Origin of the sequence: Oerskovia jenensis, from assembly GCF_016907235.1 — a bacterium.
GTDB lineage: Bacteria > Actinomycetota > Actinomycetes > Actinomycetales > Cellulomonadaceae > Oerskovia > Oerskovia jenensis.
In genome coordinates this window covers 1,211,942-1,237,714 of sequence record NZ_JAFBBO010000001.1, presented here as the reverse complement: position 1 = coordinate 1,237,714, position 25,773 = coordinate 1,211,942, and the positions used below count along the sequence as shown (strand labels likewise).

Sequence of the window (25,773 nt, the reverse complement as noted above, 5' to 3'; positions counted from 1 at the left end):
TCCGCACTCAGCGGTGTGTTCGTCCCCGCCAGACCCCCGAGGAGCCCCCATGACCGCGCAGATCCTGGACGGCAAGGCCACCGCCGCCGCCATCAAGGCCGAGCTCAAGACCCGTCTCGTGACCCTCGCCGAGCACGGCGTCGTGCCGGGCCTCGGCACCCTCCTGGTCGGCGACGACCCGGGCTCGCAGTGGTACGTCGCGGGCAAGCACCGCGACTGCGCCGAGATCGGGCTCTCCTCGATCCGCGAGGACCTGCCCGCCGAGGCCACGCAGGAGGAGATCGAGGCCGCGGTCCGCCGCCTCAACGACGACCCCGCGTGCACGGGCTACATCGTGCAGCTCCCGCTGCCGAAGGGCATCGACACCAACCGCGTGCTCGAGCTCATCGACCCCGACAAGGACGCCGACGGGCTGCACCCGACCAACCTCGGTCGCCTCGTGCTGCGCGTCAACGAGGAAGTCACCTCGCCGCTGCCCTGCACGCCGCGCGGCATCATCGAGCTCATCGAGCGCCACGGCGTCCCGCTCGCGGGCAAGGAGGTCGTGGTCGTGGGGCGCGGGGTGACCGTGGGCCGCTCGATCGGCCTGCTCCTCACGCGCCGTGCGGTCAACGCGACGGTCACGCTCACGCACACGGGCACCCAGGACCTCGCCGCGCTCGTCCGCCGGGCCGACGTCGTCGTCGCGGCCGCGGGCGTCAAGGGCATCATCACGCGTGACATGGTCAAGCCCGGCGCGGTCGTGATCGACGTGGGCGTCTCGCGCGAGGTCGACCAGGAGACGGGCAAGAGCCGTGTCGTGGGCGACGCCGACCCGGCCGTGGCCGAGGTCGCGGGCTGGATCTCGCCCAACCCCGGCGGTGTCGGGCCCATGACCCGCGCGATGCTCCTCGCGAACGTCGTGGACTCGGCCGAGCGCGCGGCGGGGATCGCCAGCTGACGCTCGGTGCGGAGGGTTCGACAGGACGGGTGCGACCTGCGGGTCGCGCCCGTCCTGTCGTGTCCTGACGTCCTGTCGTGCGGTGGCGCCGCACAGGACTAGTGTTCCGCCATGACCCCCGCGTCCCGGGCAGGGGGGGACGACGGCATCGCGGCCCTCGTCCCTGCGCCTCTCGCCGTCCCCTCGCCCGTCCGGCGCGCCCGCCGCAGCGCCACGGCCGCGTACGCGGCGCAGGGCTTCGGGTTCGCCGTGATGCTGACCAACGTCCCGACGTACGAGCGGTACCTGGGCATCGGCCCCGACGTCATCACGCTCGTGATCCTCGGGGTCTGCGTGTGCGCGGCGACGGGCAGCGCGCTGTCGGGGTGGCTCGCGGCCCGGTGCGGGTCGGCGCGCGTCGTGACCGGCGGGCTCCTCGTGGCGGCGGCGGGGATCCTCGCGGTCGGGCTGAGCGCGGGGTCCGGGCTGCTCGCGACGTTCTTCCTCGCGTTCGCGGTGTACGGCCTCGCGCTCGGGTCGGTCGACGCGTCGACGTCCATGCAGGGCATCGACGTGCAGCGCGCCTACGGGCGCAGCCTCATCGCGGCGTTCTTCGCGGCCAACGCCGCCGGCGGGGTCGTGGGGTCGCTCGCGGTCTCGGGCGCCGCGGCACTGGGGCTCGCGCTGCCCGTGTCGCTCGCGCTGGTCGCTGCTGTCGTGGCGGTCACGGTGCTCGTGCTGCGGGCCGGGCTGCTCTCACGGACGGCCGCGGCCACGGTCGCCGGGTCCGCCGGGGTCCCCGCTGCGGGGAGCGGCAGCCAGGTGCCCGACGGCGTCGCTCCCGCCGCAGGGTCGGGTGGCAGGTCGGCGACGGCCCGGCCGGGCGACGTGGGGGCCGGTGCCGGGGCCGGTGCGCCACGGGCGGGTCACGACCCGGCGTGGTCCGGCGGGGTGCCCGTCGCCGACTCAGGCCGGGCGGTCGTGCCCGGGGCTCGTGGCGCGACCGGGATGGTCGGCGCGGGGACCGTGATCGTGCTGGGCATCGCGATGCTGGCCTTCCCCGTCGCGGACTCCGCGGTCTCGAGCTGGGGCTCGACGTTCCTGCAGGGCGTGCTCGGGGCGAGCGCCGTCGTCGGGCCGCTGGGGTTCGGCGCCTACCAGGCGACCCTCATCTGCTCGCGGCTCCTGGGGGACCGGGCGGTCGAGCGCTGGGGGCGCGTGCGCGTCGTGGCGCTCGGAGGCGCCGTGGGTGTCGCGGGGCTCGGGCTCGTCGCGGTCTCACCCGTGTGGCCGCTCGCGGTCCTGGGGTTCGCCGCGACCGGGCTGGGGCTGGGCGTCGTGGCGCCGATGGCGTTCTCGGCCGCGGGCGACCGGGCGGCGGAGGCCGTCGTGGGGGCGCGAGGGCTCGGCAGCGCTGCCGTCTACGGCGGTGCGGCAGGTGTTGCCCGGTCGGAGGACTCGGTGGCGGCGACGAGGTCTGACTCGACCGGCCTCCCGGTGGGCCCAGCGGCGAGCGGCCTGCCGACGGTCGAGGACGCGACCGACCGCGCGGTGGCCCGCCTCAACGTCTTCACGTACGTCGGCGCGGTGCTCGGCGGCGCGATGACCGGGGTGTTCGCGACGACCGACGCGCTGCGGCTCGGGTTCGGGGTGCTGGCGGCGCTCGCCCTCGCGACGGTGCTGCTCGCGGGGAGGTTCCGCGAGGCGGACCTGCCTCCCGACGTGTCAGAACGAGCGTGAGGTGGAGAGCCCGCTCGTTCTGACACGAGGTGCGAGCTCGCGAGCCAAGGACGGCGTTGTCAGAACGAGAGTGGCCTTGAGGTCACGCTCGTTCTGACACGTGCGGCGTCGCGGTCGTGACCAGCGTCTCGCCGCGCGGTTTTCGCCCGTGTGGGTGGGGTGGGGTTTGATGTCGAGGTGCTCACGATCGCTACAGCAAATGTGAATGGTATCCGCGCCGCCTACCGCCGGGGGATGGACGCCTGGGTCGCGTCGCGCACCCCGGACGTCCTGCTCCTGCAGGAGGTCCGCGCGCCTGACGAGATCCTGAACGAGCTCGTCGGCGAGGGATGGCACATCGCGCACCAGGCGTGCGACATCAAGGGCCGGGCCGGTGTCGCGGTCGCGTCTCGCCTGCCCGTGACGGCCGTGCGCATCGGGCTGGGCAAGGGCGAGCCGGAGCCCCCGGTCGACACGGGCCGCTGGGTCGAGGCGGACCTCACCCTGCCCTCGGGCGAGACGCTCACGGTCGTCTCGACGTACATCCACTCGGGCACCGCGGGCACGCCCAAGATGGACGAGAAGTACGCCTACCTCGAGAAGGTCACCGAGCGCCTGCGTGAGCTGTCCGCCCAGGGCGGGCTCGTCGTCGTCGCGGGGGACCTGAACATCGCGCACAAGAACGTCGACATCAAGAACTGGAAGGGCAACCAGAAGTCGGCAGGCTTCCTCCCCGAGGAGCGTGCCTACCTGGACACCTGGTTCGACGAGCTCGGCTGGGTGGACCTCGGTCGCAAGCACGGCGGCGAGGGCCCCGGGCCGTTCACCTGGTGGTCGTGGCGCGGGCAGGCGTTCGTCAACGACTCGGGGTGGCGCATCGACTACCAGCTCGCGACGCCCGCGCTCGCCGAGCGCGCGGTCAAGGTCGAGGTCGACCGCGCCGACGACTACGAGAGCCGCTGGAGCGACCACGCCGCGCTGGTCGCGACGTACGACCTCTGACGGATCGCCCCGGGTCGCCCCGGGTCGCCCCGGGTCGCCCCGGGCGCAGGGCCCGCGTCGGAGGCGGTCCGGCCGCCGTGCCTCGCGGCGGCGGAGGACCGCGAGTCAGTCGTGGGCCGGGACAGGCAGCTCGGTCATGCGGGACAACGGTGACAGCAGCACGGGCAGCGCCCCGAGCGACATGACGAGGGCCCCGACCCACAGGGCGGGCGCCACGCCCCACACGGTCCCGATCCACCCGCCGAGCAGCCCGCCGATCGGGATGGGGCCCCACACGAGGAACCGGGCCGAGGCGTTCATGCGCCCCAGCAGCGCGGGCGGGCAGAGTCGCTGGCGAAAGCTCACCTGCGCGACGTTGTAGACGACGACGGCGAAGTTGAACACCAGGCCCCCGACGACGAGCACGGCCGGTACGAGGGCGTCCGCGGCGCCCGTGGTCGCCACCCAGGCCGCCGCGGGCGTGATCGCGTACGCGATGCCCGAGAAGACGGCCGAGGAGGGGATGATCCGTGCCGGGCCGACCCACCGCGCTGCCCGGTCGGCCAGGACCGCGCCGAGCAGGCCGCCGGCCGCGCTCACCGACAGCACGACGCCGTAGGTCGCCGTCCCGACGTCGAGCGTGCGCAGCACGAAGATCACCACGACCGCGTTGCCGATCGCGCCACCCAGGTTGCCGAGCGACGTGCACGCGAGGATGCGGCGGAGCAGGGGCTCGCTCGCGACGAAGCGGAGCCCCTCGGCGATCTCGGTGCGCAGGGGGCGTCTGGCCGCCGGGTCGGGGAGGTCCTCGTGGTGGCGGATCCGCGAGACGGCGAGCGCGCTCGCGAGGTAGGTGCCGACCGTCGCGACCATGACGAGCGGCGCGGACAGGACCCGGAGCGCGACGCCGCCGATCGCGGGCCCGGCGATCATCGCGACGGACTGGGTCGCCTGGAGCTTGGAGTTTCCTTCGACGACGTGATCGAGTCCCACGAGCCCCGGTACGTAGCTCTGGTGCGCGACGTCGAAGAAGAGGCTGAACGTGCTGATGACGACGGCCGCGCCGATGAGCAGACCCATGCTCGCGTGGCCGGTCAGGGTGGCGACGACCACGACCGACAGGATCGCGGCGCGTGCGAGGTCCGCCGTGACGAGGACCCGCCGCTTGCGCATCCGGTCGACCCAGGCCCCCGCTGGCAGGCTGAGCAGCAGGAAGGCCGCGGTCTCGGCGGCGTTGAGGGCGCCCATCTGCCACTCGGTCGCGTGCAGGTGGGTCACCGCGAAGATCGGCAGGACGAACCCCGTGAGCTGGGCGCCGAGCTGTCCGAGCGCGTCACCGCCCCACAGGTGCCGGAAGTCGCGGTGACGGACCAGGCTGCGCGGGGGAGCGGCCGTGGTCGCCAGGGGCTCGTCGGACGTCATGGGGTCAGCCTGGGGCAAGTGATTGAGGAATGTCAATCAGTTAGCCTGTGGGGGTGACCTCCGATCGCGCGGCTTCGCCCGCACAGCACCCGGCCGCACAGCCTTCGCCCGCACAACCCTCGCCCGCACGGCCGTCGGCCCGAGGTGCCGGCGTCCACGCGCCGACCGCGGAGCTGCCCGCGACGGGTGGCTCGGTCGCCGAGCGGGACGCCGACGCGCGCGCGCTCGCGTCGAGCCTCCGGGTGCGGATCCTGCGCATCTGCCTCGACGAGGCGCGGACCAACAAGGAGATCGCCCAGGCGCTCGGGAAGAACCCGGCGACGACGCTCCATCACGTCAGGACGCTCGTGGCTCGTGGGTTCCTGGCGGCGCAGCCCGAGCGGGTGGGAGCGAGGGGGGCGCGAGAGGTGCCGTACCGCGCGACGGGCAAGTCCTGGACCGCGGACCTGGGGCCGGGGGGGCACCGGGTGCTGCTCGACGCGTTCCTGGAGGAGCTGGCCGCGGCCGATCCTGCGACCGTCGACATGGGCAGGCTCGGCCTGCGGCTCGACGCCGCGGGGCGTGAGGAGCTGTCGCAGCGGCTCGACGAGGTCCTCGAGGACTTCCGGCAGCGCGAGCCTGCGGCGGGTGGGGAGCCGTGGTCGGTCTTCGTCGCGATCCACCACGACGCGAGCCGCGACCCGCGCTGAGGGCACGTTCCGGCGCCGAGGGCTTCCCGGCCGGACCGGGCGCCCGGCGGGGCCCCCGGCCGTGCGCGCCCTGTGGGCTCCTCTCGATCGCCCGCGCCCGTCCTCGAGGCGATCCCGGAATCTGTTGACCGACATGCGACTTTTGGTTGACAGCAGGCAAAAGCCTCCTTAGGCTCCGACGTGGTCACTGCCGACCCGTCTTCAAGGAGGAAGAACACTCGTGCGAACCTCAATGCGCCATCGAAGGGGCCTGTCCGGCCTGCTCGGGGCCTCACTGCTCGTACCTCTCGCCTTCGCCGGAGCGCTCCCGTCCGCCCAGGCGGCCGACACCGAGATGGAGCCCGGCGTCACGCTCCGAACCTTCCAGCTCGCCCAGGACCCCGGGTCCGTGTGCACCCTCAAGTCGGGGACGACCCCCAACGTCGACAAGCTCATGCCGACGATCGACTGGAGCACGCCCGAGCAGTTCGGCGCGGCGGACCGCTTCATCACGCACGCGCTCGCGACGCTCACGGTCCCCACCGAGGGCGAGTACACGTTCCGCGTGACGAACGACGACGGCGCACTCGTCTACGTCGACGACCAGCTCCTCCTCGAGAACGACGGCCCGAACGACTCGACCTCGGTCGAGGGGGCGATCACGCTCACCGCCGGCGCCCACGACCTGCGGGTCGAGTACTACGAGGGCACCGACAAGCAGCGCCTGACGCTCGCGTGGAAGACCCCCGGGTCCTCGACGTTCCAGGTCGTCCCGACGTCGGCCCTGAGCACCGAGGCGAACGTCGTGCGGGTCACCGCGCCCGGCAACAAGTACTGCGAGGGCGCCACCGACACCTCGGGCGACGGCCTGCGCCTGGACACGGTCAACCCGAACTACGAGCTGATCGACCTGCGTCCCGCGGGCTTCGAGCCCAAGGTCTCGGGCCTCGCGTTCACGCCGGACGAGAAGCTCGCCGTCGTGACCACGGGCGACGTGAGCTCGGGCGGCTGGCGGCCCGACCCGACGACCGGTGAGGTGTACCTCCTGGACGGCGTGATCGACGCGACCGGACCCGAGGACGTCACGGTCACGAAGGTCGCGGACAAGCTGCTCAACCCCATGGGCATCGAGGTCATCGAGGACTCGATCTTCGTCTCCGAGCGGTACCAGCTCACGCAGCTCACCGACCCGGACGGCGACGGCTTCTACGACACGCACACCAAGATCGCCGGGTGGGCCGACGGCGGCAACTTCCACGAGTTCGCGTTCGGACTGATCCACGACGAGAACTACTTCTACGTCAACCTCTCCGTCGCGATCGACAACGGCGGCGCGACGACCACCCCGCAGCCCGCCGCCAACCGTGGCACGTCGATCAAGATCGACCGCGCGACGGGCGAGGTCAGCTACGTCGCGGGTGGCCTGCGCACCCCGAACGGCATCGGCTTCGGCCCCGAGGGCGAGATCTTCGGGACGGACAACCAGGGCGCGTGGCTGCCCGCGAACAAGCTCGTGCACATCGAGCAGGACAAGTTCTTCAACCACTTCACGACCCCGGCCGGGCCGTTCGACGCGAACCCCGTGTCCCAGCCGGCGCTGTGGCTGCCGCAGAACGAGATCGCCAACTCCCCGGGCAACCCGATCCTCGTGCAGGACGGCGAGTTCGCCGGGCAGATGCTCCTGGGCGACGTCACGTACGGCGGTCTCCAGCGCGCGTTCCTCGAGAAGGTGGACGGCGAGTTCCAGGGGGCGGTCTTCCGGCACACCGCAGGCCTCGAGGTGGGCGCCAACCGCGTCATCACCGGCCCCGACGGCGCGCTGTACGTCGGCGGGACGGGCGAGGGCGGCAACTGGGGCGAGTCCGGCAAGCTCCGGTTCGGCCTGCAGAAGCTCGCGACGGTGAACGAGGACTCGTTCGACATGAAGGAGATGCGCGTCGTCGAGGGCGGGTTCGAGATCGAGTACACCGACCCGGTGTCCGACGCCGTCGTCGCGAAGCTGGCCGACGCCTACCGCCTCACGCAGTGGCGCTACGTGCCGACCCAGCAGTACGGCGGCCCCAAGGTCGACGAGCAGCCGCTGTTCGTCACGGACGCCACCGTGTCCGAGGACCGGACCACGGTCACGCTGAAGGTCGACGGCCTCAAGCCCGGCCACGTCGTGCACCTGCGCTCGCCGCGCCCGTTCGCCTCGGACGAGGGCGCCGAGCTCCTGAGCACCGAGGCCTGGTACACGCTCAACTCGTTGCCGGGCTACGTCGCCCCGGCCGAGCGCGGCTGGTACGAGGCCGAGGAGGCGCAGCCCCTCGGTGGCTCGAGCATCGGCTCGGACCACAGCAACTACTCCGGCACGGGCTTCGCCGCCGGGATGCAGAACGTCGGCTCGGGCCGCACGTTCGCGGTGACGGTTCCCGAGGCGGGCACCTACCCGCTCAACCTGCGCTACGCGAACGGCATCCACCCCTACACCGAGCTGCGCGCCAAGAACGTCTCGCTCTACGTCAACGGTCAGAAGGTCGGCCCGTGGACGCTGCCCACGACCGGCGACTGGAAGAAGTGGGGCACGGTCACCCGTGACGTCGCGCTCGTGGCGGGCCACAACACGATCACCCTCAAGTACGACCAGGGCGACGAGGGCAACGTGAACCTCGACGTGCTGTCGATCGGGGCGAACCCTGACATCTGCTCCCCGGCCGAGGTCGAGGAAGGCTACCGCGGCATCTTCGACGGCACGCTCGCGAGCCTCGCGGACTGGAGCCTCGCCGGTGCGGGCACGTTCGGCCGCCAGGACGACTGCTCGATCCGCACCAACGGCGGCATGGGCCTGCTCTGGTACACGGCCGAGGAGCTCGAGAAGTACTCTCTCAAGCTCGACTGGAAGCTCGTCAAGGACGACAACGGCGGCGTGTTCGTCGGGTTCCCGAACCCCGGCAGCGACCCCTGGGTCGCGGTCAACCAGGGCTACGAGATCCAGATCGACGCGAGCGACGCCGCGGACCGCACCACGGGAGCGATCTACACCTTCCAGGGTGCTGACGCGGCGGCCGTGACCGCGGCGCTCAAGCCCGTCGGGCAGTGGAACGCGTACGACATCCGCGTCGAGGGGGACCGCATCCGGATCTACCTCAACGACGTGCTCGTCAACGACTTCACGAGCACCGACCCGGCGCGCGACCTGTCGAGCGGGTTCATCGGCATCCAGAACCACGGCAACGGTGAGACGGTCTCCTACCGCAACATCCGCGTCAAGGACCTGGCGGCCGAGCCCGAGCCCGAGCTCGCGGTGTCCGTGACGGTCCAGCCCAAGTGCGTCGCGGGCAAGGTCACGCTCACCGTGCGTGCCGTCAACGACGACACGGTGCCGGTCGACGTCGTGCTCAGCACGCCGTTCGGCAAGAAGACCATGACCGGTGTCCTGCCGGGCAAGTCCGCCCAGCAGACGTTCTCGACGCGCTCGACCTCGATCGAGGCCGGGACCGCGACCGTGACGGCGAGCGCGGGGGACGAGGAGGTCGTGGTCGAGACGGCCTACGACGCGTCGACCTGCGGCTGACGTGACAGCTCCTCGCTGAGTGCATGGTCCGGCTGCGACACGCCCTGCGTGTCGCAGCCGGACCACGCACCCACCACGACCGGCGCAGCCTCGTTTGCCGCGGAGAGGCGGCGTCTGTCACCATCTGCCGGGGCGTCGACGACGACGTCCCACCGTGTCGTCGAGAGGTAGTCGACCCATGCTCGCGCACCTGGGACGGGTCATGGCCCGGCACCGCATCGCCGTCCTCGCCGTGTGGGGCTCGCTCGCGCTGCTGGGCGCGGTGATCGGCGGCGGGGTCTTCGACCGCACGACCACGGTCGACAGCCTGCCGCCCGGCGCGCCCGCCGCGCAGGCACAGGCGCTGCTCGACGAGCTCGACCCCCAGGGCGAGACGCTCACGGCGGTCGTCGGCGGGGTCGACTTCTTCACCCCGTCGCTCGTCGAGAGCGCGTACCGCGTCATGCCGGAGGTGCGCGCGATCCCCGGGGTCCTGGAGGTCACGGACGCGTTCACGTCGGGCGGTCTCGTCGCGGACGACGGGTTCAGCTCGCTCGTCGTGGTCGAGCTCGAGCGCGACCTCACGGACGAGCAGGCGCTCGAGGCCGGGGACCGCGTGGCGGCGGCCTTGCGGACCCTCGACGCGCCCGATGTCGTGGTGGGCGGGGAGCTCATGGCCGAGCGGACGTTCGCCGACATCGCCACGGCGGATGCCGTGGTGGGCGAGTCCGTCGCTCTCGTGGTGCTGTGCGTCGTCCTGGTGCTCGTGCTGGGGGGTCTGCGGGCCGGCCTGGCGCCGATCGTCGCCGCGCTCGCGTCGATCGCGGCCTCCCTCCTGGCACTGAGCGCGCTCGCCGGCGCGGTGCCCGTGAGCGAGTTCGCGGTCAACGTCGTGACTCTCCTGGGGCTCGGGCTGGCCGTCGACTACAGCCTCCTGGTGATCGTGCGGTTCCGGGAGGAGCGCGCCGCGGTGCCCGGTGCCCCGCTCGACGAGCTGCTGGCCCGGACCGTGTCGACCGCGGGCCGGGCGGTCCTCGTCTCGGGGCTCGCGGTCGCGTCGGCGCTCACCGGCCTGCTCGTCCTCGCGGACCCTCTGCTCGCGAGCATGGCGCTGGGCGGCCTGCTCGTGGTCGCGCTCACGACGCTCGCGGGGCTCACCCTCGTGCCGGCCCTGGTCGCCGTGCTGCACGCGTCGATCCCGGCCCCGCGGACCAGGACCTGGGTCCGCCGTCGCACAGGGAGCGGCCCCGGTCTGCTCGCGCGGTCCGCGGCCTTCGCCCAGCGGCGCCCCGTGGCGGTGACGCTCGGGTCGACCGCGGTCCTCCTGCTCCTGAGCGCGCCCCTGGCGTCGCTCGCGCTGGGTGCCTCGGACGCGCGGTCCCTGCCGCCGGGGACGCAGGAGCGGGTCGCGCAGGAGAGGATCGAGCGGGACTTCGAGATCCTGGGTGTCCAGCCGGTCGAGCTCGTGCTGGGGGCGCCGGTCGAGGATCCCGAGGTCCAGTCGTTCCTCGACGCGGTCTACGCGCTGCCCGGCGTCGAGGACGTCGAGCACCTGGTCGACTTCCCGCCCGACGTGACGGTCGCCGAGGTCACCCCGGCGGGCACCGCGACGGGTGAGGCCGCGCAGGGCGTGGTCCGGCACGTGCGGGCGCTCGACGTGCCGTTCTCGGTGCAGGTCGCGGGTCCTGCGGCCGAGCTCGTCGACGCGACCCAGCAGTCGCGCGACCGGCTGCCGTGGGCGTTCGCCGCGGTCGTGCTGCCCGCGATGCTCCTGCTGGGCTGGCTCACCCGGTCGGTCGTGGTCCCGCTCAAGGCGCTGGTCCTGAACCTGCTCGCCCTGACCGCGTCGCTGGGCGTGCTGGTCGCGGTCTTCCAGTGGGGCTGGGGAGCGAGGTTGCTGGGCTTCGAGCCCACGGGCACGATCGACGCCACGAGTCCCGCGCTGCTGTTCGTCTTCCTGTTCGGCCTGTCGATGGACTACGAGGTGTTCCTCCTCGCGCGCATCGCGGAGGAGTGGCGGCGTCGGACCGGGGACGACCGCCGCGCGAACGACCGCGCGGTCCTCGCGGGCATCGTGGCGTCGGGCCCCGTCATCACGGTCGCAGCCGTGTCGATCGGGATCGTGTTCGCGGGCTTCGCGCTGGGCGACCTCGTGGCCATGAAGGAGATCGGCGTGGGGATGGCCGTCGCGGTCCTGCTCGACGTCACGATCGTCCGCGGACTGCTGCTCCCCGCCTCGATGTCGCTCCTGGGGCGCTGGAACTGGTGGTTCCCGGGCGGGCGCACGCGCCCAGGCCGCGTCGTCGGGGCGGACGAGGTGCGCGGCGAGGAGCCCTCGCCGCGCACCCTCGTGGGCAGCGGTGCGTCAGCAGGCGCCGGCCGGGGCTGACGGCACGGCCAGGAGGAACCCGGGCGCCCCGAGGCCCGCACGGGCGAAGGCTCCGGCCACGGCGTCCGCGACCGCGGACGCGCGCTCGGCCGGGACCAGCGCGATCGCGGACCCCCCGAACCCGCCGCCCGTCATGCGCGCCCCCACGGCGCCGGCGTCGCGTGCGGCCTCGACCGCGACGTCGAGCTCGGTCGCGGAGACCTCGTAGTCGTCGCGCAGGGACGCGTGGGACGCGTCGAGCAGCGGCCCGACGTCGGAGGCTCGCCCCGCGCGCAGCAGCGACACCAGGTCCTGGGTCCGGGCGATCTCGGTCACCACGTGCCGGACGCGGCGGCGCGAGACGTCGTCGGGCAGGCGGTCGAGCGCCGCGGCGAGGGCCTCGGCGAACGCCGCGTCGCCCCCCGGGTTTCCTGCCGCAGCAGCGATGACCGAGTCCGCGAGCTCGCGCAGGTTCGCGAGCCCCAGGGTCGAGGCGGCCGCCTCGCACGTCGCCCGTCGCTGCGCGTACTGGCCGTCGACCAGGGCGTGCTCGGCCCGGGTGTCGATCACGAGCAGCGCGAGCCCCTCGGCCGCGAGGTCGAACGGGATCTGCTCGACGGCGCGGGCCGGGTCGAGCCCCGGCCGGCAGTCGAGGAGCAGCGCATGGCCCGGGGCGCAGCGCAGCGAGGCCGACTGGTCCATGCCGCCCGTCGGGGCGCCCGCGACCTCGTTCTCGGCGCGGATCGCGGCGGCCGCGAGCGTCGCGCGACCGGCGTCGGTGGCCGCGAGACCCAGGCCGGCGACGTCGTCGATCCCGACCGCGACCGAGCACTCGAGCGCGGCAGACGACGACAGGCCCGCGCCGTAGGGCACGCACGAGTCGACCACGGCGTCGAAGCCGCGGAGGGTCTCGGCCGAACCGCCGGTCGCGTCGAGGTGCTGCCCGAGCGCCCAGGCGACCCCGGCCACGTACGCGGCCCAGCCGGTCACGGCTCCGGGCGCGACGTCCTCGAGCCGCCCGGTCCACGCGGCGCCGGGCTCCTGGGCCGAGGCGAGGCGCACGATCGAATCGGTCCGGGGGCGCAGCGCGACGTACGTGCGGTGGGGGAGCGCGATCGGCAGGCACAGCCCGCCGTTGTAGTCGGTGTGCTCGCCGATGATGTTGACGCGCCCGGGGGCCGCGTAGACGCGGACCTCGGGGGCACCGGCGTCTCCGTCGTCCGAGTCCTCGGCCGGGTACGCCGCCGCGAAGGCGCGCCGGACGCGGTCCGCACCGACGTCGTCGGGCCAGGACTCGACCCACTGCGCCGCCGGGGCCGGGGCGAGGGCCTGCAGGCGCGCCGCGATCCGTTCGGGCGTGGTGTCGCTGACCCACGCGCCCATGCCAGACTCCGAGCCCGCGAGGTACTTGAGCTTGCCCGGCGCCCGCAGGACCGAGAAGACCCGCAGGTGCAGGCGCGACAGGTCGCGCCCCTCGCGCACCGGGGCCTGGTGCCAGGCAGCGATGTAGGGCAGGGGGACGGGCGCGCCGGCGGGCCCCTCGAAGAACAGGTCGAGGCGGCGCAGGAGCTCGAGGTAGGCGACCGCGAGGTCGTCGCGCTCGGCGTCTGAGAGCGCGGGCAGGTCGGGCACGTCCCGGCGCGGCGCGACGTGCACCTCGACGGGCCAGCGGGCCGCGAAGGGCACGTAGGCGACCCAGTGCTCGGTCTCCAGGACGATCCGGCGACCGTCTGCGAGCTCGGCGTCGAGGACGTCGCGCAGCAGGTTGCCGCCCGTGCGCTCGTGGTGCGCGCGGGCCTGGGCGAGCATCGCGCGGGTCGTGGGCGTGAGGTACGGGTAGCCGTAGATCTGGCCGTGCGGGTGGTGGAGCGTGACCCCGATCTCCTGGCCCCGGTTCTCGAAGCAGAAGACCTGCTCGACGCCCGGCTCACGCCCGAGGGCCTCGGTGCGGTCGGCCCACGCGTCGATGATGGTGCGCACGCGCTGCGGGGGCAGCGCACCGAACGAGGAGGAGTGGTCGCTCGAGAAGACGATGACCTCGCAGCGGCCCGACGCCGGCGCGCGGGTCTCGAGGGTCCCCTCGCCCTCGAGCGCGCCCTCGACGTCCGAGACGCCCGGCACGAGCTGCAGCGACGGGAAGCGGTTCTCGAAGACCACGACGTCGTAGTCGGTGTCCGGGACCTCGCCGTCGGAGTAGGCCGCACCGGGGCGGGCCGGGCACAGCGGGCACGAGTCAGCGGCGGGCAGGAACGTGCGGTTCATGCGGTGCGCGGCCATCGGGATCCAGTCTCCCGAGAGCGGGTCGAGGCGCATCTCGGGACCCGTGTAGGGGTGCTCGTGCCCGTCGGGGCCGGTCACGGGCGCGAACCGGTCGCCCAGCGGGCGCGGGTCGTCGAGCCGACGCGTGCGCTCCCCGGCGACGTACGCGGGCGAGTCGTCGAAGTAGACGAGCTCGCGGCCGTCGGCCAGGCGGGTCGGGGTGCGGCGCAGGTGCTGGTTCATCGGGGGGTACGACCGTCCTGGGGTGCGGGGGTGGGTGGGTTCGAGAGGGGCCGGGTCGGGTGGCGCGCCTCGTCGCGCGAGGCGACCACGAGCTGCTCGACGACGTCGCGCACCGCCTCCTGGTCGGCCGCCGGGAGGGCGTCGTCGGTCACGACGACGTCGACCTGGTCGAGCCGGGCGAAGACGCTCAGGCCCGTGGTGCTCCACTTGGAGTGGTCGGCCAGGACGACCGTCCGCCCGGCGATCGCGACGAGCGCGCGGTTGGTCGCGGCCTCGTCCAGGTTGGGCGTCGTGAGCCCGGCCTCGACGCTCACGCCGTGCGCGCCCAGGAAGGTCAGGTCGACGCGCAGGCTCGCGAGCGCGGCCTCGGTGAGCGGACCGACCAGGGCGTCCGACGGTGTCCTGGAGCCTCCGGTGAGGACGGTCTCGAGCTGCGGGTCGCCCGCGCGGTGCAGGGCCTCGGCGACCGGGAGCGAGTTCGTCACGACGGTCAGGGGGCGCAGGGAGGCGTCCGCCGCGATCTCGACCGCGAGCAGGTGCGTCGTCGTGCCCGCGGACAGGGCGATCGAGGACCCGGGGGAGACGAGGCGCGTGGCGGCACGGGCGATCGCGCGCTTCTCGTCGAGAGCCAGGGTGCTCTTGGCCTCGAACCCGGGCTCGTGCGACGTGGCCTGGGGCGAGACCGCGCCACCGTGGACCTTGCGGAGCAGGCCCTGCTCGGCGAGCTCGAGCAGGTCTCGGCGGACCGTCATGTCGGAGACGCCGAGCTCCTGGGTCAGGTCGGCGATCCGGACGGCACCGTGGTCGCGGAGCCCCGCGAGGATGCGTTCGTGGCGCTGGGAGGCGAGCATGCAGACATGGTGACACATTCGAACAGAAACGAACAATGTTGAACACGGCGGGAGGTGGTCGCGGCGGACGTCCCGGGCGGCACGGTGGACCGGCGCCGCCCGACGACGACGGCCGACCACCCGGGCGGGTGGTCGGCCGTCGAGGGGTGCGTCCCGGGTCAGATGCCCCCGCGCAGCGCGGCGATCGGCTCGATCGCCGCGGCCTTGAGTGCGGGATAGGTCCCCGCGAGCAGGCCGATCACGCCCCCCAGGAGCGCCGAGCCGATCGCCATGCGGATGTCGAGGATGGGCGTCCACTCCTGCGCGACCGACACGATCACGACCGTGAACACCCCCAGCGACGCGCCGACCAGGCCGCCCAGGAGCCCGATGACCACGGACTCCACCACGAACTGCCCGGCGATGTCCCGCTTGGTCGCGCCGAGGGCGCGCCGCAGACCGATCTCCCCGACACGTTCCATGACCGACAGCAGCGTGACGTTCGCGATGCCGAGGCCACCCACGAGCAGCGCGATCCCGCCCAGGGCCAGGAAGATCGCGTTGATGTCCGCCTGGACGTTCTCCTGGAGCGAGGAACCGCTCGCCGGCGCCTGGGCCTTGAAGGACTCGGGTGAGTTGGGGTCGAGGGCGACGGGCCCCTGCTCGGCGACCAGGGAACCGGCACCCGTCTCGATGTGGATCTGCAGCTCCTCGGGCGCGCCCACGAGGAAGTCCTGCCTCGCGGTGCCGACCGGGAGCACCACCGCGTCGAGGAGGTCCGTGCGTCTCTTCACGTCGCCGAAGATCCCGATGACGGTGTAGGCGTCCTCGCCGATGAAGATCGACGGCTGGCTGTCGATGCGGTTGACACCGAGCTGCTCGGCGGCGCGCTCACCGAGCACCACGACCCGGTCGTTGCGGGCATCGTGGCCGCCGTCGAAGAAGCGTCCGACCACGACCTGCCCCCGCACGGCGTCGAGCAGACCGGCGGAGCCCGCGACGACCGCAGGGCTCGTCCTGTCGGCGACCGACGGGTCGTTGACCGGCACGGCCGTGACCTGCCGGCCCTCGACGTCGACCGGAGCGACGAGCCCCGCAGCGACGACCCCGTTGATCTGGGTGACGCGCTCCGCGCCGTCCCACGGGATGCGGCCCTTCGGGCGCGCGTCGTCCCCGGTGCCGGCCTTGGCCGGGGTGATGACGACCTGGGTCGCGGCCACGGCGTCGAACTGGCGGCTGATCTGGCCCGCGGCGGTCTGCGCGAGACCGACCGTGATCACGACCGACGCGATGCCGAGGACCGTGCCGAGGATCGTCAGCACCAGGCGCCCGGGGCGGGCTCCGATCCCGTGCGCGGCCTCGGCGAAGAGGTCGCGAGCGTTGAACCGGTCGCGCGCCCTGCCGCGATGGACCTGCTGCTTCGACGTCCGTCGGCCGCTCGGCGGTGCGTCGCCCGTCGGGTCCTGCGGCGCCCGACGAGGCAGTCGGGCCTTCAACGCCTCGAACGCCCTCATCGGTCGAGCTCCGTGAGCCGGCCGTCGGCGATCCGCACCCGGCGCTGCGCCCGGGCGGAGACAGCCGGGTCGTGGGTGATGACCACGAGCGTGAGCCCGTCCGCGTGCAGCTCGTCGAACAGCTCCATGATCTCGACCGAGTTGGTCGAGTCCAGGTTGCCCGTCGGCTCGTCGGCGAGGAGCAGGTGCGGGCTCGCGACGACGGCACGGGCGACCGCGACGCGCTGGCGCTCCCCGCCCGAGAGCGTGGTCGGCGTGAAGTCGACGCGGTGCGACAGGTGGACCCGGTCCAGCGCGGCCCGCGCGCGCTCCTGCCGTTCGCCCCTCGGCACGCCGCTGTACAGCGTCGCGAGGAGGACGTTGTCGAGCACCGTGCGGTGCGGCAGCAGGTGGAAGGACTGGAAGACGAAGCCGATCCGGCCGCCCCGCAGGGCCGACCGCACCGACTCGGACGCGCGCCCGGTCGCCACGCCGTCGAGCAGGTAGTCCCCGGACGTGGGCCGGTCCAGGAGACCCAGGAGGTTCAGGAGCGTCGACTTGCCCGAGCCGGACGGGCCGATGATCGACACGTAGTCGCCCGGTTCGATCCGCAGGTTCACCGACGTCAGGGCGTCCACGACGGGCGGCCCGGGAAAGCTCCGCGTCACGTCCACGAGCTCGACGACCGCTGGAGGGGTGTCGGCCGCTACGGTGCCGGGAGCTGCCCCGACCTGGTCGTCCGCAGAAGCCGCCGGGGTGTCCGGGCCGCCGTCGAGGACGCTCGCGGGGGGACCTGCCGACCCGTTCAGGCCGAGCCAGTCGACGTCCCCGGTCACTTGCCGACCACCACCTTGTCACCGGGCTCGAGGGGGTCGTCGGACGAGACGATCTCGACGAACCCACCGGCAGCGAGGCCGGTCTTGACCGGCACGAGGTCGGTCGCCCGGTCCGTGCCCGTGCCCTTGCTCGGGGTGGCGGCGTCGCCGCGCAGGACCTCGACCCGGGACTCGCCGCCCGGCCCGGCGGTCAGCGCCGCGAGCGGCACGGCGAGCACCTCTCCGGCCGTCGAGCTCACCGGGATCGTGAGGCGGAGGTTGCTCCCCTGCAAGAGGGTGATCTGCTCCGGCGTCAGTGCGTCCGGCGCGAGCGACACCGTGAAGCGGGCGCCCTTCTTGGCGTCGGCGCTCGACTCCTTGCCCTCGCCCTCTGCCTTGCGGGCCTCGACCGACGTGACGGTCGCGGTCCCCTCCGAGTCGTCCGGCAGGGTGAAGGTCGCCTTGGCTCCGGGCGTGAGGAGCTCGGCGTCGGAGGCACCGGCCGACGCCTCGATGACGAGCGTCGCCCCGGAGACCGCCATCACGGGGCCCGAGATCGTCGCGCCGCGCTCCACGAGCACCTCGTCGACGCGTCGCGGCAGGCCGGAGAGGAAGAGCACCTCGCTCGCAGGCAGCGCGGTCAGCGTCTCCGTGCGGGCCTCGCCCAGCGCCTTCTTGGCGTCGTCCAGCTGGCGTTGCGCCCTGGCGACCGCGGCGGTCTGTGCCGCGACGTCCTTCGGCTTGTCGAGCGCAGCCCGCTGCGCCCGCGCGAGCGTCAGCGCGTCCTGCGCGCCCGCGACGTCCCCTGGCTGGGGCGGTGTCCCGGGCTCGGCTGCGGGGTCCGTCGTCCCGGCCTGTGCGGCGGCCAGGTTCCTCTCGGCCCCCTTCACGGCGTTGTCCGCCTCGAGCTTCTCGACGTCGGTCGCGCCTCCCCTCGAGGTCGAGAGGTCCGCGCGAGCCGAGGTGAGCGCGTCCTCGGCGTCCTTGACCCCCTGGGTCGCGGCCTCCACACCGTCCTTCGCCTCGTCGCCGCTCGACGGCGAGGGATACCCGACGTTCGCGTAGAGCTTGTCGACCGCGGTCGCCGTCGCGGCGTCGTAGACGTTGCTGTCGGCCTTGCCCGGGTCGATCCCGACCGCGGTGAGGGCCGCCTTGAGCTGGGCGACGTCCGGGCCCGAGACCCCCACGCGCAGCGTGCGGTAGGCGGGGAGGTCGCCGGGCAGGACGATGACCGGGCGCCCCGAGACCTCCAGGGCGATCGACGTCTGGCCGAGCTCGGCGCCGAGCGCCGGGACCTGCCCGGTCACGACCGCGGGGCCGCCGAGGTCCGCGGTCTCGACCTTGACCTGGACGGCGTCGTCGTACTTGACGTCCCCGCGCAGCGTCACGTCGTTCGCGATGACCTTCTTCTCGACCGGGACGGTGATGAGCCCGGCGTCAGGGGCCTTGGCGTCTGCGGCAGCCTGCGCGGGGGAGACGACCAGGCGGCTCACGACGATGCCGGCCAGCAGGCTCAGGACGGCGATCCCGGCGACGAGCCAGATGAGCCGGTGGCCCCGCAGCCCGGTCCCCGGCGTTGCCGCGAGGGTCGCCTCGCCGACCGCCTGCCCCTCGTCCTCGGTCACCTGCGCGCCGGCGCCGCGACCACGGGAGCGCGAGAGCTTCACTTGTTGAACTCCTCGTAGGCGGCGGTGATGCGGTCCAGCAGGTCCTTGTTCTCCTCGACGAACGTCTTCTCGAGCTCGAACTGGACGGTGCGCCGGACGTCCGCGTACCCGACCTCTTCCTGGCAGGCGTAGTCAGCCACCGCCGTGCTCCTCTCCTCGTCCTGCAGCGTGGCCAGCCGCTCCTCGGTCTCGGCCTGCTCCGCCTCGCTGGGACCGTCCGGGTTCTCGTTGGCGTACAGCGAGTTGGACGCCTCCATGAAGTGGTCCATGGCCGCCTGGGGGCTTGCGTGGTCGAACCCGGCGTCCGCCATGCAGTCGGACCACTTCGCGTTGGCCTCGGACAGCTTCGGGGACTTCTCGACGTCCTCCCAGAGCTTGGTGCTGGCGTCGTTGAACGCGGTCATGTCCTCGGACTCCCACAGCTCCTGCTCGCCGCCGCTCGCCTCGTTCTGAGCTGCTCCCCAGCAGCCCATCTGTGACGTTTCCAGGGGCGGCATCTCACCGTTCTCGTCCGGTTCCACGGCGAACATGTCGCCGTGCAGGGCGGTGTTGTAGGCATTCATCTCGGTCTCGGACATCGACGCGAGGTAGTCCTGGTTGGGGTCGACGTACGACTCCATCTCGGCCTGCTCCTCCTCGGTCGGCTCCTGGTAGATGGTCATGCCGTAGCCGTTCTCGGCGGCGTACTTCTCCGGGTCGTGCTCCTCCTCCTCGAAGGTGACGACGTTGGCGCTCTGGTCGACCGGGATGTACTCGAAGCCCTGCTCGACCATGCACGCGGCGACGAGCTCCTCGGCCTTGCGGTTCTGCTCCTCGTACTTCTTCTGCTGTGCCTCGCTGTCGAGGTCGCCGCTGATGGACTCGTAGAACGCGGTCAGCGGGCTGTCCTCGTCGGCTGCGGGCGCGTCAGCGCCCCCGCAGGCCGTGAGGAGAAGCATCCCGGTGAGGCCGAGTGCCGTGATCGCGGCGGGCCGTGTCGAGGGTCGACGCATGGTGCTTTCCTTCGTTCGGTGGGAAGTGGTGGGTTGATGTGCGTGGAGGGACGTCTCGTCGGACGAGCTCATGGCGCGTCCCCGCCGGAGACCTTCTCGAACTGGGCGACCGCCTGCTCGACGACCTCCCGGTTCTCCGTGAGGAAGTCCGCCTCGAGGTCGTGGCGGACCTTCTGCTGCTGCGCGTCGTAGCCGATCTCGGTGCGGCACGCGAGGTCTGCCGTGGCGGTCGCCCGCTCGCGCTGCTGCAGCGCGGCGTACGCGGGGTTCTCCAGGGTCGCGCTCTCGACGGTCGCGAAGTCCGTGGTGACCTCCGTGACGATCGACTGCAGGGCGTCGTCGGGGTGGCTGAAGCCGACGATCCCGGCGTCGGACATGCAGTCGGCCCACTGCTCGTGGGCGGCCGCGAGCCGCGGGTCGTCGGCGACGTGGACGTCGATCTGCGCCATGGAGGTCTGCAGGGCCTCGAACTCCGGGGTGAACAGGAACGAGGCCGGGTCTGGTCCGACCTCGTCCTCGGCGATCGCCCGGCACCCTCGGTCCTCCGGGTCGACGCTCTGCCGAGCCCCCTCGGTACCGGTCGCGGGGTCGCCGCCCCACAGGGCCGAGTCGTACGCGGCCTTCTGCGCGGAGGACATCGCGTCGACGAGCTCCTGCTGCGTTTCCCCCGGTTCCTCGAGCGGCCGCGCGGGCTCGGCGGCCTCCTCGGCTCGACCGGGGGAGTCGGTGACGCCGTAGCCGTACTCGGCGGCGTACTCCGGGGTGCCTTGCTGCGGGGCCCCGTCGAGGTCGGCGACGGTGACGACCGGCAGGTCGGGAACGTAGTCGAACCCCTGGGCCTTCATGCAGTCCGCGATGGCGTCCTCGTGCCGCGCTACCCAGTCGATCTGGGAGTTCTCCTCGAGGAACGTGTCGAACCTCGCGAACAGCGTGAGGTCGAGAGGTGACTGCTCGCTCTCCGGTGCCGTGCACGCCGCGAGCGACACTCCGGCGAGGAGCGCCAGGACCAGGGCCTTCGCGGGCGCTCGACGGGCGCTCCGGGGCCCGGACGGCTGGGTGGATGACGGTACGTTCATGCGGTGTCCCCCCTAGGACGTTCATGTCGACACTGCGTGCGGTCTCACCCGCGGTGGTTCGTCGGGCTCCGGGGGGCGTGCGCTGCGGCGCGGCACGCCCACCCGGGAGCGTCGGCTCAGTAGCGGATCGCGTCGATCACCTTGACCCGGACCGCGACGAGGGCGGGGATCAGACCGGCGAGCGCGCCCACGCCGACGGCGGCGACCATGCCCGTCACGGCCGCGGAGACCGGGAAGCCCGGCCGGTCCTGGACGGGGGAGCCCATCATGGTGTCGAGCGGGACGTTGTGCAGGATCACGATCGCGAGCGAGACGCCGACGATGCCGGCGACGACGGTCGCGACGACGCTCTCCATGAGCACCGAGAAGAAGACCCGGCCGGACGACGCGCCGAAGCTGCGTCGGATGCCGATCTCCCGGATGCGGTAGCGCACCGTGACGAGGGCGATGTTGACGAGGCCGAGCCCGCCCAGGAGGAGCGCCACGGTGCTCACGCCCAGGATGACCCACCGTGTCGCGCCGTCGAGCATGTTCATGTCCGGGTTGTCCATGCGGCCGACCTCCGCCTGGGTCCCGGGGACTGCGCCGGTCAGGTCGCGGCGCACGGCCTCGGTGAGGACGTCGACGCTCTCGGTCGGGACCCAGAGCTCGAGCCGCGGTGGGCCGGAGTTCATGAGCGACTCGGGCGTGGCCCACCGGAGCTGGGAGGCGACGAGCATGTACACGCTCGGCGGCTCGTCGGCCCAGGTGTTGGGGTACGACCCGATGATCGTCGCGAGTGCCGGGTTCTCGCCGCCGATCATGACGGTGGGGTTGTCCTCGATGCGCTGGCCGAGCTGGTCGAGGAACGCCTGGTTCACCACGATGGCGGGCGACAGGTTGTCCTCGTCGGCCTCGGTGAACCACCTGCCGCCGTCGACGGTGAACCGGTGCATGGTGGCCCAGTCCGCCCCGACCGCCCGCGTCTCCGTCGACAAGGTGCCGTCGGGGAAACGGAAAGGTGTCTGCGTCCACATGACCATGGATGAGTACTCGATCTCGTAGCGGGCCGTGATGTCGTCGTAGGCCGCGACGTACTGCTCGACCCCCGGCATCTCCTGCCCGGTCGGGTAGGCCGAGACGTCCAGGGTCGCGGGGCGACCGCTCCAGCGTTCGTTGGTCTCGGCCGACACCTGGCGCAGCATGTCGCCGGCCGCGGTGATCGTGGTGATCGCGCAGACCGCCACGGCCACCCCGATGAGCGCGAGGAGCACGCGGAGCTTGTGGACCCGCAGCTCGTCCCAGGCCTCGGCCAGGGCACCGAAGAACCCGGTCACGAGGCCACCACCGAGTCGTCGAAGAGGCCGTCGACCCCGGTGCGAGGACGTGGCGCCCCGGCCGGCTCGGCGCTCGTCGCGGACGTGGACACGACCGTCCCCAGCGTGACGGCGACGTGCTCCGCCTGGTGGTCCTCGCCGTCGGGCACGTGCTCCATGGCGGAGCCCAGGCCCTCGAGCGAGCCTGCGCTGCGGGCGCCGATCGCGATGGGCGTGAGGACTCCCTCGGCCAGCCGGAAGTGGCGCTTGGCGCGCGAGGCGACCGCGAGGTCGTGCGTGATGGCGATCAGGGCGGACCCGTTCTCCTGGGCGATCGTGTCGAGCAGGTCCATGACCTCGCCGCCCGTGTCGACGTCGAGCGCGCCCGTGGGCTCGTCGGCGAGGATCACGCGAGGCCCACGGACGAGCGCACGGGCGATCGCCACGCGCTGCTGCTCGCCGCCCGAGAGCTTCTCCGGCATGGTGTCGAGACGGTCGCCCAGGCCCACGCGCTCGAGCATCTCCGCCGCGAGGCGCTTGCGGGCCCAGAACTGCTTGCCCTGGGCGTAGAGCAGGGGGGCGGCGACGTTCTCCAGCGCCGTGCGGGCCTGGAGCAGGTTGAACTGCTGGAACACGAAACCGAAGTCCGCGCCGCGTCGGCGCGCGCGCACGCGCCCCGAGAGGCGGCCGATGGGCACGCCGTCGAGCAGGAACTCGCCCGCCGTGGGCGTGTCGAGGAGCCCCAGGATGTTGAGCAACGTGGACTTGCCGGTCCCGGACCGACCCACGATCGAGACGTGCTCACCCGCGTCGACCGTGAGGTCGATCCCGCGCAGGATCTCCAGGATCCGGTCGTCGGGGAGGCGGACCGACCGGGTCACGCCGTGCAGCTCGAGCAGGCTCATCCGACCGAGCCCCCGTACATCGTCATGCCCTCGTCGACCGGGGCGACGTCCTGGCCGGGCACGAACTGCAGGACGAGGTCGCCCTCGGAGAGTCCCTCGACGATCTGGACCTGGGTGCCGTCGGTGATGCCGAGCTTCACGGCGGTCTCGACGGGCTCGCCGCCCTCTTCACCGGCGAGCCAGACGTTGCCGGTCTCGACCGAGCCCTGGACCGCGGTGATGGGCACGAGCAGGGCGTCCTGGGCCGAGCCTGCGGTGACCTCGAGCTTGGCCGCGAGGCCCGCGAAGACCGTCACGCCCGCAGGGACGGCGCACGTGATCGACGCGGACGGTGTCGCGCCGGGCTCGGCGCCCGTCGGGTCCGCGTTCTCCGCCGGGGCCGCGGCGGCCGTCCCCATGCGCAGGCCGGTGCAGGTGAAGGGCGCCGGCCCGCCGGTGACCGTCACGGTCGCCTCGGTGGGGATGGTCAGGAGGCGGAACTGCTGCTCGGGGAGCATCGAGGCGGACACGGACAGCGTGCCGGGGGAGATCGTCGCGAACGTGTCGCCGACCGCGACCTCCTGGTCCTTGATCGCGGTGAAGGTCGCGACCGTCCCGGCCGTCGTGGCCTTCATCGTGGTCTTGGTGACCTTGGGCTTGCGCTCGGTCACCGTCTCCTCGCCTGTCTCCTTGTTCGTGGTGACGAGCGGCTCCTGCGGCGTCTCGAGGGTGACCTCCAGCAGCGGGGCGCCGACCGCGACGACGTCGCCGACCTTGGCGTGCACCGCCGTGACCTTGCCGAGCTGCGTGACCTTCTCCGTGCTCGCCGGGTCCGCGACGACCTGGCCCGTGAGGTTCACGGTGTTGGTGATGGGCCCCTTGGCCACGGCGACCTGCGGCAACGTGACCACGGCCGAGGGGGTCTCGGTGTCGCCCTCGGCCTGAGGTGCGGACTTGAACGCGATCACGACGAGGGTGACGGCGATCACGCCCCAGATCGCGATGCGAAGGGCTGGGAAGATGATCCGGCGGGTGACGCCCACGGCAGGTCTCCAGGTGAATCCGATGAGCAGGGAAGCTCAAGGTCTTGGCATGCTCCGGGAAGCCTAGGGGGGCCGATTCGGCCCGCGTATCCACCTCAGGTATGAGATGTCTGCGCAGAAGATCACGATCAGGTGTGGTTCCTGCCGTGATGCGTTGTCGATGCCCCCCTGGGCGACCGGCACTGGTCGCGCTTCTGACGAACGATGAGCGCACCATACACCCGGGACAGGTGTGCCAGGTCGTGCGGGAGCGCCGATGGTGCGGAAGTCCGCGCGCGTCTCGGGCACGGCCGCGCGGCACGACGAAGGCCCACCCCCGGAGGGAGGCGGGCCTTCGGGACGCTCGCGCGGTGGCGGGGCTCGGTCAGACGGGCGAGAGCCCCAGCCGCCGGCCCGCGAGACCGCGGCTGCGGGCGGCCAGGTTCCGCGCGACGCCGCGCAGTGCGACGGCCGCAGGGGAGTCGGGGTCCGAGAGCGTCACGGGGGTGCCCGCGTCCCCGGCCTCGCGCAGGGACACGTCGAGGGGGACCTGCCCGAGCAGCTCGACCGGTCCACCCGTCGCGGCCGTGAGGTTCTCCGCGACGCGCGCGCCCCCACCCGCGCCGAACAGCTCGAGCCGCGACCCGTCGGGCTGCTCGAGCCAGGACATGTTCTCGACCACGCCGACGACGCCCTGCTGAGTCTGGGTCGCGATCGAGCCCGCGCGCTCCGCGACCTCGGCGGCCGCGACCTGCGGGGTCGTCACGACGAGGATCTCGCTCGACGGCAGGAGCTGCGCGACCGAGATCGCGATGTCGCCCGTGCCGGGCGGCAGGTCGAGCAGCAGGACGTCGAGGTCTCCCCAGTACACGTCCGCGAGGAACTGCTGGAGCGCCCGGTGGAGCATGGGGCCGCGCCAGATCACGGGCTGTCCCTGCGGCACGAACATGCCGATCGAGACGACCTTGACCCCGTGCGCGACGGGCGGCAGGAGCATGTTGTCGACGCGCGTGGGCTGGCGGTCCACGCCCAGCATGCGGGGGATCGAGAAGCCGTAGATGTCGGCGTCGACCACGCCCACGCTGAGCCCGTCCGCGGCCAGGGCGACCGCGAGGTTCGCGGTCACCGAGGACTTGCCCACGCCGCCCTTGCCCGACGCGATCGCGTACACCTTGGTCAGCGAGCCGGGCTTCGCGAAGGGGATCTCGGGCTCGCCCACGCCGCCGCGCAGCATGGTGCGCAGCGCGGTGCGCTGCTCGGCGCTCATGACGCCGAGGTCGACGCGCACCTCGCCCACGCCCGGCACGGTCTGCGCTGCGGCCGTGACGTCCCTGACGAGGGTCGACTTCATGGGGCAGCCCGCCACGGTCAGGTCGACGCCGACGACGACGCGCGCGCCGCCGGTCCCCTCGGTGCCGTCGGATTCCGCGGCACCGCCCGTCACCTCGACCGACCGGACCATCCCGAGCTCGGTGACGGGACGCCGGATCTCCGGGTCCATCACCTGGGTCAGAGCCTTCCGGACGAGGTCCTCGAGAACGTCGGTCGTGGGTGTTGCAGAGCCGCCAGCCATGGCCCCATCCTAAGC

At 72.8% G+C, this 25,773-nt stretch carries 17 protein-coding genes and 2 pseudogenes; 6 read left to right on the top strand and 13 right to left on the bottom strand.

Annotated elements, in window-relative coordinates; all coding sequences use genetic code 11:
* Positions 1-49: 49 nt before the first annotated feature.
* The 3 genes from JOD49_RS05565 (at position 50) to JOD49_RS05555 (ending at position 3,640) form a co-directional block, all read left to right on the top strand.
* Entirely contained in the window at positions 50-940 is an 891-nt protein-coding gene (locus JOD49_RS05565; protein ID WP_205306311.1) for a bifunctional methylenetetrahydrofolate dehydrogenase/methenyltetrahydrofolate cyclohydrolase, read from the top strand.
* Positions 941-1,051: 111 nt separating this feature from the next.
* Positions 1,052-2,659, top strand: a complete 1,608-nt coding sequence (locus tag JOD49_RS05560) for an MFS transporter (RefSeq protein WP_205306310.1) — start codon at positions 1,052-1,054, stop codon at positions 2,657-2,659.
* A 177-nt stretch (positions 2,660-2,836) separates the two neighbouring features.
* Positions 2,837-3,640, top strand: a complete 804-nt coding sequence (locus tag JOD49_RS05555) for an exodeoxyribonuclease III (protein WP_205306309.1) — start codon at positions 2,837-2,839, stop codon at positions 3,638-3,640.
* Between the two features lie 105 nt (positions 3,641-3,745).
* Here the strand turns inward: JOD49_RS05555 and JOD49_RS05550 are convergent, their stop codons facing one another.
* Entirely contained in the window at positions 3,746-5,041 is a 1,296-nt protein-coding gene (locus tag JOD49_RS05550) for an MFS transporter (protein ID WP_205306308.1), read from the bottom strand.
* Positions 5,042-5,094: 53 nt separating this feature from the next.
* Between JOD49_RS05550 and JOD49_RS05545 the strand changes: the two genes are divergently transcribed.
* The 3 genes from JOD49_RS05545 to JOD49_RS05535 all read left to right on the top strand — a co-directional run bounded on the left by JOD49_RS05545 (position 5,095) and on the right by JOD49_RS05535 (position 11,630).
* Entirely contained in the window at positions 5,095-5,730 is a 636-nt protein-coding gene (locus JOD49_RS05545) for an ArsR/SmtB family transcription factor (protein ID WP_307822409.1), read from the top strand.
* Positions 5,731-5,962: 232 nt separating this feature from the next.
* Positions 5,963-9,262, top strand: a complete 3,300-nt coding sequence (locus JOD49_RS05540; protein ID WP_205306307.1) for a 3-keto-alpha-glucoside-1,2-lyase-like domain-containing protein — start codon at positions 5,963-5,965, stop codon at positions 9,260-9,262.
* 178 nt (positions 9,263-9,440) lie between these two features.
* Complete coding sequence (locus JOD49_RS05535) at positions 9,441-11,630, top strand: MMPL family transporter (RefSeq protein ID WP_205306306.1); 2,190 nt, start codon at positions 9,441-9,443, stop codon at positions 11,628-11,630.
* Here the strand turns inward: JOD49_RS05535 and galK are convergent.
* The 12 genes and pseudogenes from galK to JOD49_RS05480 form a co-directional block, all read right to left on the bottom strand.
* Positions 11,607-12,800: pseudogene (galK, locus tag JOD49_RS05530) on the bottom strand (galactokinase); the annotation flags it as partial. The gene JOD49_RS05535 and the pseudogene galK sit on opposite strands and share 24 nt — an antisense overlap.
* A gap of 129 nt (positions 12,801-12,929) precedes the next feature.
* Positions 12,930-14,111: pseudogene (gene galT / locus JOD49_RS20005) on the bottom strand (galactose-1-phosphate uridylyltransferase); the annotation flags it as partial.
* Positions 14,108-14,962 (bottom strand): DeoR/GlpR family DNA-binding transcription regulator, encoded by an 855-nt coding sequence (locus JOD49_RS05525; protein ID WP_205306305.1) that lies wholly within the window; start codon positions 14,960-14,962, stop codon positions 14,108-14,110. The pseudogene galT and the gene JOD49_RS05525, both read right to left, overlap by 4 nt.
* Before the next feature lie 158 nt (positions 14,963-15,120).
* Positions 15,121-16,455 (bottom strand): ABC transporter permease, encoded by a 1,335-nt coding sequence (locus JOD49_RS05520; protein ID WP_205306304.1) that lies wholly within the window; start codon positions 16,453-16,455, stop codon positions 15,121-15,123.
* Positions 16,452-17,108, bottom strand: a complete 657-nt coding sequence (locus JOD49_RS05515) for an ABC transporter ATP-binding protein (protein ID WP_307822677.1) — start codon at positions 17,106-17,108, stop codon at positions 16,452-16,454. The genes JOD49_RS05520 and JOD49_RS05515 overlap by 4 nt, the downstream gene beginning before the upstream one ends.
* Positions 17,109-17,266: 158 nt before the next feature.
* Positions 17,267-18,916 carry an efflux RND transporter periplasmic adaptor subunit gene (locus tag JOD49_RS05510; protein ID WP_307822408.1) on the bottom strand — a complete coding sequence of 550 codons (1,650 nt, stop codon included), beginning with the start codon at positions 18,914-18,916 and terminating at the stop codon, positions 17,267-17,269.
* Positions 18,913-19,908 carry a hypothetical protein gene (locus tag JOD49_RS05505; protein ID WP_205306303.1) on the bottom strand — a complete coding sequence of 332 codons (996 nt, stop codon included), beginning with the start codon at positions 19,906-19,908 and terminating at the stop codon, positions 18,913-18,915. The genes JOD49_RS05510 and JOD49_RS05505 overlap by 4 nt, the downstream gene beginning before the upstream one ends.
* Positions 19,909-19,976: 68 nt before the next feature.
* Positions 19,977-20,984, bottom strand: a complete 1,008-nt coding sequence (locus JOD49_RS05500) for a hypothetical protein (protein ID WP_205306302.1) — start codon at positions 20,982-20,984, stop codon at positions 19,977-19,979.
* 116 nt (positions 20,985-21,100) lie between these two features.
* Positions 21,101-22,300 carry an ABC transporter permease gene (locus JOD49_RS05495; protein ID WP_205306301.1) on the bottom strand — a complete coding sequence of 400 codons (1,200 nt, stop codon included), beginning with the start codon at positions 22,298-22,300 and terminating at the stop codon, positions 21,101-21,103.
* Positions 22,297-23,184 carry an ABC transporter ATP-binding protein gene (locus tag JOD49_RS05490; RefSeq protein ID WP_239525148.1) on the bottom strand — a complete coding sequence of 296 codons (888 nt, stop codon included), beginning with the start codon at positions 23,182-23,184 and terminating at the stop codon, positions 22,297-22,299. The genes JOD49_RS05495 and JOD49_RS05490 overlap by 4 nt, the downstream gene beginning before the upstream one ends.
* Entirely contained in the window at positions 23,181-24,206 is a 1,026-nt protein-coding gene (locus JOD49_RS05485) for a permuted SH3 domain-containing protein (RefSeq protein ID WP_205306300.1), read from the bottom strand. The genes JOD49_RS05490 and JOD49_RS05485 overlap by 4 nt, the downstream gene beginning before the upstream one ends.
* A 364-nt stretch (positions 24,207-24,570) precedes the next feature.
* Complete coding sequence (locus tag JOD49_RS05480; RefSeq protein ID WP_205306299.1) at positions 24,571-25,758, bottom strand: Mrp/NBP35 family ATP-binding protein; 1,188 nt, start codon at positions 25,756-25,758, stop codon at positions 24,571-24,573.
* Positions 25,759-25,773 lie beyond the last annotated feature (15 nt).

Excerpts from the sequence above, each read along its gene's own strand:
- JOD49_RS05565 (WP_205306311.1), top strand. The coding sequence starts at position 50 with ATGACCGCGCAGATCCTGGACGGCAAGGCCACCGCCGCCGCCATCAAG.
- JOD49_RS05560 (WP_205306310.1), top strand. The coding sequence starts at position 1,052 with ATGACCCCCGCGTCCCGGGCAGGGGGGGACGACGGCATCGCGGCCCTC.
- JOD49_RS05550 (WP_205306308.1), bottom strand. The coding sequence starts at position 5,041 with ATGACGTCCGACGAGCCCCTGGCGACCACGGCCGCTCCCCCGCGCAGC.
- JOD49_RS05540 (WP_205306307.1), top strand. The coding sequence starts at position 5,963 with ATGCGCCATCGAAGGGGCCTGTCCGGCCTGCTCGGGGCCTCACTGCTC.
- JOD49_RS05535 (WP_205306306.1), top strand. The coding sequence starts at position 9,441 with ATGCTCGCGCACCTGGGACGGGTCATGGCCCGGCACCGCATCGCCGTC.
- JOD49_RS05525 (WP_205306305.1), bottom strand. The coding sequence starts at position 14,962 with ATGCTCGCCTCCCAGCGCCACGAACGCATCCTCGCGGGGCTCCGCGAC.
- JOD49_RS05520 (WP_205306304.1), bottom strand. The coding sequence starts at position 16,455 with ATGAGGGCGTTCGAGGCGTTGAAGGCCCGACTGCCTCGTCGGGCGCCG.
- JOD49_RS05505 (WP_205306303.1), bottom strand. The coding sequence starts at position 19,908 with ATGCGTCGACCCTCGACACGGCCCGCCGCGATCACGGCACTCGGCCTC.
- JOD49_RS05500 (WP_205306302.1), bottom strand. The coding sequence starts at position 20,984 with ATGAACGTACCGTCATCCACCCAGCCGTCCGGGCCCCGGAGCGCCCGT.
- JOD49_RS05490 (WP_239525148.1), bottom strand. The coding sequence starts at position 23,184 with ATGAGCCTGCTCGAGCTGCACGGCGTGACCCGGTCGGTCCGCCTCCCC.
- JOD49_RS05480 (WP_205306299.1), bottom strand. The coding sequence starts at position 25,758 with ATGGCTGGCGGCTCTGCAACACCCACGACCGACGTTCTCGAGGACCTC.